The 11,689-nt window shown below is 52.3% G+C and carries 12 protein-coding genes and 1 tRNA gene; 6 read left to right on the top strand and 7 right to left on the bottom strand.

The window, feature by feature from the left end:
- Nucleotides 1-26: 26 nt before the first annotated feature.
- Nucleotides 27-695 (top strand): methyltransferase domain-containing protein, encoded by a 669-nt coding sequence (locus ACSPJT_RS03490; RefSeq protein ID WP_435894984.1) that lies wholly within the window; start codon nt 27-29, stop codon nt 693-695.
- Here the strand turns inward: ACSPJT_RS03490 and ruvC are convergent.
- Genes ruvC through ACSPJT_RS03470 form a run of 4 tightly spaced genes read right to left on the bottom strand, consistent with a single transcriptional unit; the run spans nt 661 to nt 4,793 of the window.
- Complete coding sequence (gene ruvC / locus ACSPJT_RS03485) at nt 661-1,164, bottom strand: crossover junction endodeoxyribonuclease RuvC (RefSeq protein ID WP_435894983.1); 504 nt, start codon at nt 1,162-1,164, stop codon at nt 661-663. The genes ACSPJT_RS03490 and ruvC overlap by 35 nt on opposite strands.
- 39 nt (nt 1,165-1,203) lie before the next feature.
- The gene (locus ACSPJT_RS03480; protein ID WP_435894982.1) at nt 1,204-2,412 is read right to left on the bottom strand and encodes a DEAD/DEAH box helicase; all 1,209 of its coding nucleotides are present in this window, start codon (nt 2,410-2,412) and stop codon (nt 1,204-1,206) included.
- A gap of 60 nt (nt 2,413-2,472) precedes the next feature.
- Complete coding sequence (locus ACSPJT_RS03475; RefSeq protein ID WP_435894981.1) at nt 2,473-3,984, bottom strand: hypothetical protein; 1,512 nt, start codon at nt 3,982-3,984, stop codon at nt 2,473-2,475.
- Between the two features lie 50 nt (nt 3,985-4,034).
- Entirely contained in the window at nt 4,035-4,793 is a 759-nt protein-coding gene (locus ACSPJT_RS03470) for a hypothetical protein (protein ID WP_435894980.1), read from the bottom strand.
- Between the two features lie 266 nt (nt 4,794-5,059).
- On the opposite strand from ACSPJT_RS03470, the gene ACSPJT_RS03465 reads away from it, so the two are divergent.
- The 4 genes from ACSPJT_RS03465 to ACSPJT_RS03450 are packed head-to-tail and all read left to right on the top strand — an operon-like array spanning nt 5,060 to nt 9,217.
- Nucleotides 5,060-5,728, top strand: a complete 669-nt coding sequence (locus ACSPJT_RS03465; protein WP_435894979.1) for a sigma-70 family RNA polymerase sigma factor — start codon at nt 5,060-5,062, stop codon at nt 5,726-5,728.
- Between the two features lie 16 nt (nt 5,729-5,744).
- Nucleotides 5,745-8,288 carry an SUMF1/EgtB/PvdO family nonheme iron enzyme gene (locus ACSPJT_RS03460; protein ID WP_435894978.1) on the top strand — a complete coding sequence of 848 codons (2,544 nt, stop codon included), beginning with the start codon at nt 5,745-5,747 and terminating at the stop codon, nt 8,286-8,288.
- A 24-nt stretch (nt 8,289-8,312) separates the two neighbouring features.
- Nucleotides 8,313-8,729: an OsmC family protein gene (locus ACSPJT_RS03455; RefSeq protein ID WP_435894977.1), complete on the top strand. Its 417-nt coding sequence runs from the start codon at nt 8,313-8,315 to the stop codon at nt 8,727-8,729.
- Between the two features lie 17 nt (nt 8,730-8,746).
- Nucleotides 8,747-9,217, top strand: coding sequence for an eCIS core domain-containing protein (locus ACSPJT_RS03450; RefSeq protein WP_435894976.1), 471 nt, complete (start codon nt 8,747-8,749; stop codon nt 9,215-9,217).
- 4 nt (nt 9,218-9,221) lie between these two features.
- Here the strand turns inward: ACSPJT_RS03450 and ACSPJT_RS03445 are convergent, their stop codons facing one another.
- Nucleotides 9,222-9,968 (bottom strand): alpha/beta fold hydrolase, encoded by a 747-nt coding sequence (locus tag ACSPJT_RS03445; protein WP_435894975.1) that lies wholly within the window; start codon nt 9,966-9,968, stop codon nt 9,222-9,224.
- Between the two features lie 183 nt (nt 9,969-10,151).
- Between ACSPJT_RS03445 and ACSPJT_RS03440 the strand changes: the two genes are divergently transcribed.
- The gene (locus ACSPJT_RS03440; protein WP_435894974.1) at nt 10,152-10,556 is read left to right on the top strand and encodes a translation initiation factor; all 405 of its coding nucleotides are present in this window, start codon (nt 10,152-10,154) and stop codon (nt 10,554-10,556) included.
- An 89-nt stretch (nt 10,557-10,645) separates the two neighbouring features.
- On the opposite strand, the gene ACSPJT_RS03435 is transcribed toward ACSPJT_RS03440, so the two are convergent.
- Nucleotides 10,646-11,260: a 3'-5' exonuclease gene (locus ACSPJT_RS03435; RefSeq protein ID WP_435894973.1), complete on the bottom strand. Its 615-nt coding sequence runs from the start codon at nt 11,258-11,260 to the stop codon at nt 10,646-10,648.
- Between the two features lie 157 nt (nt 11,261-11,417).
- Nucleotides 11,418-11,494, bottom strand: a tRNA-Arg gene (locus ACSPJT_RS03430).
- Between the last annotated feature and the right edge of the window lie 195 nt (nt 11,495-11,689).

Here is an 11,689-nt window from a genome sequence, read left to right as displayed (position 1 = left end):
CGGAGATTACATGATCTGTTAGTGCCATGTCAGCAACGCTTCGCTATAACCAACTCGCGCCGATTTATGACGTGGGGATTGTGGGGGATTTGTTTTACCGTGCAGCCCGGCGCGAGGCGATTGACCGACTGAATCTAACACTCGGATCCCGAGTGATGGTGCTCTTTTGTGGCACAGGGTTCGATTTTGGACTCATTATAGAAAGCATCGGAGAGACAGGAATGATCTATGCCGTGGACGGCGCAGCAGGGATGTTGAAGCGTGCGCAGAAGCGGAGTAGGAGATTGGAGTTATCTAACGATCAAATCAAATTCGTGCAGGCGGATTTTTCTAAGTCTGATGATGTAGCAAAACTCTGTGAGATCATCCGTGAGGTTAGACCAGATAGGCTGCTCATTTCCATGGGTATGAACTGCATGGCCGAGTGGAAGCCGTTTTTCTCCTATGTTTTTGAGGCGCTGGAAATTGGCACGAGGGTTTCCATGTTTGATCTCTATACCCGCAAACTGAATGTCAGAGCGCGTTTGCTCAATGGCGTGGGGGCGGGGGATTGTCGCCGCAAAATTTGGGAAGAATTAGAATCTCGCAGCAGTGACTTTAGCTTTCATCGCTTCAAGTCTGAGGGCTTGTTAGGCGTGCCGCTTTTTACAGCCAGTGGGTCTAAACCTGCTGCCGCTTCAGAATTGAAGCCTTGAGGGGATCGGCACTTGTAAGGTGCGCAATGGCGATGGCCAGAGCATCCGCAGCATCATGAGGGGGAGTTTCTGCCAAACCTAAGAGAGCGCGTATCATGAAGGCGACCTGTTGCTTGTCGGCCGATCCGTTGCCAGTAACCACTTGTTTCACTTTACGAGGTGCGTATTCGTAAATTTTAAGTCCAGTCTCTGCCGCCGCGATCAAGGTTGCGGCACGGGCTGCACCCATGGTGATGGCCGTCTTGTGCGATTGCACGTAGATGATACCCTCTACGGCGGCTTCATCAGGTTCCCATTTTTTAATGAGATTGGCGATGCCGGTATGAATGGCGGCTAGGGCACCCGACTGGGGGATTTTGGGGGGAATCGAGATAACTCCAAAATCGAGGACCTTCTGTTTCAGGTGATCGCCTTCTAACACCGCGTAGCCGGTATTCCGGATGGCGGGGTCAATGGCGATGACTTTCATTTCAAAGTGATCCGTGTGCAGTGATCAGTGTGAAGTGAATCACTTACGCCTGCGGCGTGGCGCGGGACGGCGTTTTTTGCGCACTGGCTTGGCTGGGGAGTCGTCGAGTAGCGCGGTGTAGGTGTAGTTGAAATTCTCCAGCTTGCGGCGCTCGATTTTCTTCTCGATGAAGTTTTCCACTGACGTTGCGAAGTCGAGCTCATCCGCGGTGAGGATGGTGAACGCGTCACCTTCGGCTTCGGCACGACCTGTACGTCCGATGCGGTGAACGTAGTCTTCTGAGTTCTCAGGCACGCGATAGTTGATCACGTGGGTGACCGTAGAGATGTCAATGCCGCGGGCGGCGACGTCTGTGGCGACAAAGATGTTGTAAGTGCCGTCTTTGAATCCGGCGAGAGCCTTGAGGCGGTCGGACTGTTTGACATCGGAGTGCATCGCGACCACTTCATCGTGACCGGTGGCTTTGATCATGCCTGTGACGGCGTCAGCTTCTTTGCGAGTGCGGGTGAAGATCATCACCGAGTGGAAATCTGTTTTTTCAAGTAGGGCTAACAGAAGTTCGTCACGCTGGTCCATGGAGACTGGGTAAAAGGCGTGATTCACGGTGTCCGGCACAGCGGCGCGGGCGATTTCCACGGATTCAGGTTCGTGCAGACACCACTGGGCGAAGCCTTGGATGGCTGGTGGCATGGTGGCGGAAAAGAAAAGTGTCTGGCGTGAGCTGTCCTCGGTGTTCCACGGGCAGAGGCTGACGATTTTCCTAACAATTGGAAGGAATCCCATGTCGAGCATGCGATCGACTTCGTCAAGGATGAGAATTTTGATATTTCCGAAGCGCATGGTAGCGCGGTAGAAGTGATCGACCAGTCGGCCTGGGGTGGCGACGACGATATCCGCCTGAGCCATTTGCTCGTCCTGCTTGCCGTAGCCCATGCCACCGTAGATCAGAGCGACCTTGCAGCCGGTGTGTTTGCCGTAGTGTTCAAACTGCTCAGCCACCTGATGGGCGAGTTCTCGGGTCGGCTCCAGGACGAGGATCTGAGGTTTGCCGAGAGGTTTAATTTGGGAAAGGGAGGGGAGAGCGAAGGCGGCGGTCTTACCGGTTCCGGTCTGGGATGCACCGATGACATCCTTGCCCTGCAAAATGAGGGGGATGGCTTGGGCTTGAATAGGTGTGGGGTTCTCGTAGCCGGACTCTGTTACGGCGGTGAGAACGGCTTCGGAAAGTCCGAGATCGGAAAAAGACATGCAGCGGAGTTAGTTGCTTAGCCCCTGTGTGTAAAGGTTAATGCGGGGCTAAAGCGCGTCCTAGTTCGGGATCGCTGGGGACTGAATCAGCAGGCAACCTTCGAGGAGCGGTTGCAGGATTTGGAGATGGATATCGTTTTCCTCTTCGAGGGAAATTCCAAAACGCTCCTCAGCCTGGCGCAATGCGTAGTCGAGGTCCGAGCGAAGAATGGCATTGGAAGAGCCGTGCACAATAGCAGCCAGGATACAATGTTTCCCACGTCGAATCATGAGATTCCGGCCATCCTCCCATGAGATGCAGCTCTCGGTGTCAGCAGGTGATGAGCTAGAGCCGCACTTGGACGCGACTTTCTTCACTGTGCTCAGTACTTTGTTTGTTTTCGAGTGCCGTGAAGGATCATTGCTGGCATAGGAAATCATCGAACGGGTGTGGCGACGGAGCAAGAAGACTTCTTCCACCTGATAGCGTTTGGTGCGGTCGAAGACAATCTCGTCGTAAGTTCTGCTACTAAACAGGGCGCGCATTTTCCACGCGAATTTGTCCCAGCCTGCTACATCATGGAACGGGCTGGCGTCGTCCATTTGTTCGGCGATGGCTCTACGCACGGTGCTGCGAAGCATCGGCTCCAAGTAGGTGTGGATGCCGTGGCTAGGAGTGTAGAGGAATTTATCGACACTTTGATCGACAATCGGCTGCATGGCATCCCTCAGATCGTCATCCGTGTAGTCAGGTCGAGCCGGTTTAGTTTGATCCACCTTGTTAGGAGTGCTCGTCCGCTCTGCAAATGGTTGGTCGCTCTCTGGGGGGGTGCTGGAGGGGGCGATTATTTTTCTAGTGAACGTCTTGGGTTGCGGTTCCGGCCGAGCTTGAGGAGTCGGTGCTTCTTGTTTCGGTGCTGGATCCGCTGACTGCGGCTCAGCTTTTTTAGCTGCAACGGGTTCCGGTTTCGACTCTGCGGCTGGCTTGGCAGCAAATGACGGAGTGGGTGTGGTTTTTTCCGTAGTCTCTTCCTCGGGTGTAGTGCTGGTCGGCTTGAGGAATTGGTCTCGCACCAATGGAAGGGACACATTGGGGGCTGCTACACTTGGCATGGCTGACATGCTAGCGTGTTTGGCTGCAGACTGCTCGCTTGAGCTTCTGGCACTGCGCTGCCCGGACGGTGGCAGTTCTATCGAGGGGATGGTTGGCTTTTTTTGTGTTTGTTGTGCCGCTGGCTGCTGGGTAGGGACCGCAGGTATGGGCTCTTCGAAAAGAGATGGTTTTTGTTGAGTGGTCTCTTTGACTCTTCCTGGATAAACACTGGCTAACAGTTCATCAAGACCCTCCATGCTAAACACGGCATCGCTGGCCATGGAGCCCAACTCGGGGAGCTGGGGTAGTGGCTCAGGGGTGGTTTTTTTATTTCCCGGAACCTCGGATTTGACCGGAAAGGTCGGTAGTGGAGGCTGTTGCCGAGGTGTGCTGGGAGCAGCGCCGTGGCTACTCCAGCCCTGCCTCAGAGATGCGAGGCTGGGCGCGGGGACGGGTTTTCCGGATGTAGCCGGAAGCGGGGTGATGGACTCGAGGGACACGGGGAGGGCTCCGGAGTTAGAAGGGTGAAAAAATGCAGGGAGGAGGGCTGTTAGGATGTAAAGTCATCGGTGGGCATGGCAAAAACATCGAGACTGCTCAAGTTGGGCGGTTCTTGGGCAGGGGGAGTGTAGTTACCTTCGCTGGAGCTTTCCAACGGGCTGCCTAGATTTCCCATGGCTGTGCCAAGTGTTCCACCCATGCCACTGGGTTTTGGCCGCGGTGTGCTGGGAGGAACGGCATCGCCCATTGCTGCACTGGCAATTCGAGCCAGACGGGTGGTGAGTTCCTGCCGATCCAATTTTTCCTCAGCGAGCGTGGTGATCTGCCCGTCCATACGGTTTTTCCACTGCTGGATTTCGCGGTGCATATGCTCCATGATCTGGCGCGAGTGCGCGTCGATGCGGGAAGCCATTTCCGAGCTGAGGCTTTCCAACTTTTTTGAAATGCCCTCGTTGTGCTTGTTTTCGATATTAACCAGCTGCTGGGAGGTTTGCTCCATCCGTTTGGCCGCTGCATCGATCTTGCTGGCAAGGTCGTTAATTTGCTGGCCTCGTGTCGATGCCTCCTGCTGCAACTGCTGCCGGATGTGATTGGTAATCGACTGGATATTTTGTTGCGACGCCGCATATTGCTCCTCGGCTTTAGCTAGCTTGGCGGTAACCTCTCGATTCGCCTCGCTCGATTGCGATTGGAGGTTTTTCTCGAGGGATTCGATCCGATTGTTCACAAGCTCGATATCGCGGCCTACGAGAATTTCCCGTATCCGTTCAACCTGCTCGGCAGGGTTGATCTGATCAGCAGAATTCATAGTGTCTAAGTGGTATAAGGGTGGGGTGGTAAGGGTGGGGAACCATCGGGGAAGATGGCTGAAATACCTCAATAATTATAAATAAGTATGAAAACTCACTCATTTACTGAAATAATTCCACTGAGTGTAGAGTGCATATGAGGTTCTTGTAAATGGATTTTCACGTGCTTCGCTTTCCCTGATTATTGGAAATAATGTAAAATTGAGGTAAAGCTGGAGTATTTGCTGATGGAACGATGAAAAACATATGTTATAGAAAAAGCACAATGGCAGATAAACCAGACGACGCGAAAGACAGCGAGGCGGTAAAGATGGAGGCGGCATACGCTCACACGCGGAAGAGTTTGATCGCGAGACTGGATAACTGGGAGGATCAGCGCACGTGGGATGAGTTCTACAAAACCTACTGGAAGCTGATCTACGCCGTAGGTTTGAAAGCCGGACTGCGCTCGGACGAAGCCTTTGATGTCGTTCAGGAAACGATTCTATCCATCGCGAAACAGAGCAAAAAGAACATGTATGATCCGGAGAAAGGATCGTTCAAGTCCTGGCTGATGAACATGACTCGGTGGAGGATCAACGATCAGTTTCGCAAACGCAAAAAAGACACCGCCATGAGCATTGGCGAGTGGGATGATGAGGGGCGTAAAACTTCGGTCATCGAACGCTTGGAAGATCCTAAGAGCGGAACCTTGGAAAGACTCTGGGATGTGGAATGGAAAAAAAACCTCGCCGATGCTGCTCTAGCAAAGGTCAAGGCGCAGGTGTCTCCCAAGCAATATCAAATTTTCGACTGTTATGTCATTCGTGAATGGGATGCAGGTAGGGTGCAGGAGCAACTCGGAGTGAGCATGTCACAGGTCTATTTGGCGAAGCATCGGGTAGGAAAAATCCTTAAAAAAGAATTGTCGAAATTAAACGAGGATGCGGGGTAGGGTGAGTCCAGAGCCGGTGATACCGGATCATGAGGTGCTGCGCAAAATAGGCGGCGGCTCATATGGTGAGGTGTGGCTGGCGCGTGGCGTCACTGGAGCCATGCGCGCTGTCAAAGTCGTTAGACGTGAAGACTTTGAGGACGAACGCGGCTTCGAACGCGAATTCGAGGGCATTTTAAAATACGAACCAATGTCCCGAGATCACGCGGGATTGGTCAATATTCTACACGTTGGCAGGAGTCACCAAGAAGGGGAGTTCTATTACTACGTGATGGAACTCGGCGACGATATTCGCACGGGGAACGAGATCAATCCCGTGGAATATGAGCCGCGTAACTTGCGGACTGATTTAAAGAAAGCCGCAGGCACGCCGCTGAATCCGGATTTTGTGATCGAGGTTGGATTGTGTCTTGCCGATGCTCTCGAGCACCTTCACGAAAAGGGGTTGGCGCACCGCGACATCAAGCCTTCTAACATCATCTTTGTGGATGGTAAAGCCAAGCTCGCTGATATCGGTCTGGTGGCGACTCGTGGGCAGCGGACATTTGTAGGCACAGAGGGCTTTGTCCCCCCCGAGGGGCCGGGCTCAGCCCAGGCTGATGTCTATGGGCTCGGTAAGGTGATGTATGAAATGGCAACGGGAAAAGACCGTCTGCAATTTCCTGAACTGCCTGATGAGTTGCCGGAGGATGCTAACAGAAAACGCTGGTTAAACCTCAATCAGATTATCTGTGATATCTGTGAGCCAAGGGTGTCGAAGCGCACCATCAAAACTGCGGCGTCACTCGCTATTGCTCTCAGGCGGTTACAACGCGGGAAGCGAGTCAAGCGCCGCCGCCGTGGTGCTTTGCTGGCGATGATTCCATTGGTCGCCTGTCTGGCGCTGGTTGGCTGGGTTTTCCGCGGTCATATTCCTTGGCCGACACAGGCAAAGGCCGATCCTCCACCGCCACCCGTGGAAAAGAAAATCGAGTATGGCTTTGTGAAAGTGATCAGCGATCCGGAAGGGGCCGAGGTTTATGATCGTGACGGAAATTTCCTCGATGTAACGCCACTGAAAAATATTCGCATGGTGGCAGGTGAACGATACTGGTTTGAGTTTCGTCTGGAGGGATACCGCACAGAACCTGCAGAAGGTGTCGTCGTGGCGAATGAGACTCAGATTGTCGAGCATGTTTTGTCGATTTACTCGCCGCCTGTTTCAGGACAGGAGTGGGTGGATAACATGGGGATCCGCTATCAACCCATGGATGGTTACCACATCAGCGCGGGATTTGTTAGGCTCTACCAGTGGCGTAGGTTTGAGCAGGACACCAATAAGAAATACAACGCCGAGGTGATCGAACACAGCGAAAGTGGAGTCAACCGGAGTATTGTTCTGGTGACACCGGAGCAGGCCGATATGTATTGTCGCTGGCAGAGTGAGAAAGCATCTACAGAAGGTTATCTCACCGAGGTTCAGTATATCTCAGCGAAGGTGGACAAGAGTTTCAAATCACCCGCGATGAGTCCTCGTGCTATTAAGCAGGGGCTGCGGCCGTTCCAGTGTTTGGTGAAAAACATTCCCTTTGCGCATTTGGAAATCCACAGCGTGCCAGAAGGGGCCATTCTCCAGATCGATGGAGAATACCGTGGAGTTACTCCACGTCCTCGCGTTCGCGTCAAGCCGGGGTCATTGCAGCTCACCTTGAGTCTGGAAGGCTACAGGAGAGTGACCAAAACCATGGACTTAAAAGACGGAGGTAACGAGAAAGTGGTGATTAATCTTCAGCGGAACAACAGCGTCGTGTTCGGTAAAAAATGGTCTAACAGTTTGGGCATGCAATTCGTGCCCATTGGTGAGGATTTGATGGTTTCGGCTTGGGAGACCCGAGTTTCTGATTACAACACATACGTCAAGGAATCGAAAGCGACCGCTCCACCATCGCCCGGTTTTAATCAAGGGCCCAACCATCCGGTGCTTCAGGTCACCAGAGCCGATGCCATGGCATTCTGTAAATGGCTGACCGCTCGCGAGCAAAAAGACGAGCGTATTTCATCGGATGTTGAGTATCGCTTGCTCACTGATTTGGAATGGAGTCATCTCGCCGGCCTGGAGGAACGCCCAGACCAGTTGCCTTCTGTCAGGGAATTTAGACCTGAGAAAATATTCCCATGGGGCACTGTCTGGCCACCCGAGGATGCCGAATTCAAGGTGGGGAATCTTGCCGATAAAAGTGCGGCTCAAGCCGCCAACGTGCGCCGAGACCGCACTCTGATGAATTACGAGGATGGCTTCGAAAAAACATCTCCTGTGGGCTCCTTCCCTCCTAACAACCTAGGCATCTATGACTTGGCTGGTAATGCGCACGAGTGGGTATCCGATGATTATGATGAGAATGGGAAATACGGAGTGCTTCGCGGCGGCGGCTGGAACAGCTACCAGAAGGAGCACCTCTACGTTAGTCAGCGCTACACTGTTAGGTCCACCAAGGCGAGTAATCTCTACGGATTCCGGGTCGCCTTGGCAAAGAAGGTCAAGCTGATGACCTCACAGATCTCTGAAGACGAATCTCCTTAAAACAACCAACCCCAATACATCCATATGATCGAAATAACCACCCACTACGAAGGCGGTCTTCATTGCACTAGCACCCACGGCCCATCGGGAAGCACTGTTTCCACCGATGCGCCCGTCGATAACAACGGGCGAGGTGAGACTTTTTCTCCAACAGACCTAATAGCCACGGCTCTGGTTAGTTGTATGGCAACGATCATGGGAATCGTGGGGCAACGCAAAAAAATTCCGCTCGAGGGCCTCAAATTAAAGGTTGAAAAACACATGTCATCCGACCAGCCGCGCAGGATTTCAAAACTGGCGGTAGTCATTGATGTGCCTCTGCCTTCGAATCATCCAGATCGAAAAATGTTAGAAGGCTCGGCTCTGAGCTGTCCTGTCTTTCAGAGCATCAATCCCGAGATTGAAGTGCCAATTGATTGGAACTGGGAGAATCCCTCCTAGACCAAAGTTCCGGTGAGATGAAACGAGGTCTCTACTGGATACTGGCATTTTTAGCTGCCTGTTGTGCCACGCCATGGGCTTTCTGGCATCAGGGACGTATTCAAAAACACGGGCGTAAACTGACCGAGCAAGAGTTGACGTATGCTATGGATTTGGGCGTGACTCAACCAGAGGAAATCTATGTGAGTGTGGTCGATCGGGTTCCCAATCCTCTCCATTTTCTTTTTTCTTTGCTGAACAGATGTGGCGCATCCTGTGTGATAGATGCTGCGGGAATCACATTGGGGAGGGGGATATACCTTTCAGCCGATTGTGCTGGATCGGCAGCACTGATGGCTCATGAGCTTGTTCATATTCAGCAGTATCAGCGGGTAGGGTCGATCTGGGCATTTATGATTGAATACATCCACCAGTGTCTGATGCATGGATATTACGATGCAGACTGGGAGGTCGAGGCGCGGCAAGAGTCGGCCCGGGTCCTCGCGTGATTTTTCACTCCGTCGGATCTGCTTTGCTAGAGGCTCCCACCAGAATCTGTTTTACGGGCAGGTTCTCAACAAATGATTGAATCATTTGGACGCATTTTTCTGGGTAACGCTGCATCGCTAAGTGAGGAGCTTCAATCCAGTGAACGCGGGCCTCTGGGTAACAGGCTTCCAGACGTTGTTGGGCATCCCATGGGACGAGGTTGTCGCTTTGTGCCTGGAGAATCATCATTGGAACATCTGCTAGCGTAGGATTATCCTGTTCCTGCAGTTCTAACACAGCCCGCACACGGTTTGCTAATGTTCTGGAGGGAATGGTCTGGATGACATTACTGAGATCCGCTACCTCGGCATCTTCCGCATCATCACCAATGAGGAAATGTCGAAGTGCCGCCTTGGGTGGTTTCACCATGAAAAGTGGTCGCAAGGGGAGTAGCGCGATCCCTGGGTTAATGGGAGCATCGCAGAAAGAAGCAACCAGCACTACACCGCAGACCTCATCAGGACGAAGAGCCGCTAGGCGTAAAGCAATCGGCCCGCTGAATGATTCTGCAATCAGCACGCGTTCTACGCCTCTCGGGAGATGTTCGTCAAGCCAGGTTGATAGAGTGGTGTAACGTTGGCTCCCCTTGGTAGGCAGTTCCACAAATTCTGACTCAATGGTATTTGGCAACGCCTGTTTGACGCCACCGAACAGTTCCGGAGTACCGTGCAGCCCGGGCAAAAATGTCCATATGGGAGATTGCGTATCCATCTCTGTTAACTGTTACCGATGAACTGGATGCTGTCTATCAATAAAGATTTTCCGTATTTTCCAGTTGAGGGCTCAATATACGCAAGCCCCAAGGCCTGACGGACTCTTTCCATAACGCTAGCGAAGCGCGAAAGATGAGAAATAGGCGTGTGATTTTTTGAGATTCCTCATTAAATGAGCTCGATGAGTCGAAAAAAGAGAAAGGCTGCAGGTTCTGATGAAGATTCACAAACTCCAAACGCGTTTGGCGCCTTGGATGCGCTTGAAGGTCTGCCTGTAGGCCCAGAAGGCTCTCTACCAGTTGTTTCTGTAAAAACTTCCAAACGCGGTCAGCAGAACACCAGTCGAGGTCGAGTCGATATCATCCGTCAAACCGCGCATCGCGGAGGCAAGGCCGTCACCATCGCAAAAAACTTTAGCGGCATCGGGCTGGCTGAAAAACAGGAACTCGCGAAGAAAATTCAGAAAGCCTGCGGTGTCGGCGGGACTGTGAAAGACGGCAACATCGAGATTCAGGGCGACAAACGAGACGAGATGAAGCGTATCCTAACAGATGCCGGTTTCAATCCGGTTTTTGCCGGTGGTTAGACCTCTGATAGAGTAGGGCATGACCTCATGCCGTAGATGAACTTCGGTTCGTATGATTGTGGCCGATTCAACCTTTCCGCGTTCGATGCCTAGAGATGCCCTTCCTTCTCAAGTGCTTCCCTGATTTTCAAGGCAGCATAGGCATCATTGGCTGCGTATAGGATTTGCCGTGGTGTTAGTTCGGGGCGGGCCCAATTGCTTGTCGTGGTGGATTTTGATTTCTTGAAGCGCTGTTTGAATAAAACACCCACAGCTCCTCGGATGCCGATCTGCCCCCCGTAGCCTAGCTTGCGAAACACCTGATCGAGGTCGACTACATGGTTGAGCGCGATTGCCAGCCGATGTCTTATTTGCTTGTGATCATTTCGCAGTCCGAACCCCACTTTGAGGAGGGTGTTCGAAGAGATTAAATCTGCAGCGGCTTTCTGGCACTCGCTCCGATGTAGTTGGAAAATGAATGCCTTGTCAGTGAGCGCAAATTGTACCACGTGGGGGCCATTGCTTTTCTGTCCTGCTTGAAACGTTGGCCTGGCCTCGGTATCAAAGCCGGTGACCCCTGCGCTAACGATTTCATCCACCGCGTTCTGGCACTCCGCCTGAGTTTTGGGCACGACGATTTGTTCAGGTGTAATGCCTTGGAAGGGAGGTAGCTTGGCAGTTTCAGCTTTCGTCGGTCCTCTCAGCTTGGTGTGTTTTTTGGTCATCGACTAATTGGGTGGGTTTATTCGCCTTCTTGTGGAAATGCTGGGCACGGATGCTTGGATAACGATAGCTGGCACGGAATTGAGGTCGATGGGCCACACATAACAAAAGCAAAAAATAAGGACTCATACATTTTTGCATGAGCCCTTGGAAATTAAATGGTACACCCGAAGGGATTCGAACCCCTGGCCTCCTGATTCGTAGTCAGGCGCTCTATCCAGCTGAGCTACGGGTGCACTGTTTGCGTCTTAATGGCGCGGGCGCAAAAAGCCACAAACCAACGACAAGGTCAAGCTATCACGACAAAAAAGTTCTATTTTCTCGTGTAATTGATCGTTTTACGAAATATTCAAACAATGTTTGTTCAGTGTTGACTGAACGGACTGAACGAACTAAACAATGGGCAACTGCAACCCAAAACCCCAACTCAT

Source organism: Oceaniferula spumae, assembly GCF_042849255.1.
In the GTDB taxonomy this organism is placed as follows: Bacteria; Verrucomicrobiota; Verrucomicrobiia; order Verrucomicrobiales; family Akkermansiaceae; genus Oceaniferula; species Oceaniferula spumae.
Note: the sequence above shows the minus strand (reverse complement) of the source record. Positions and strands in the feature narration are given on the sequence as shown.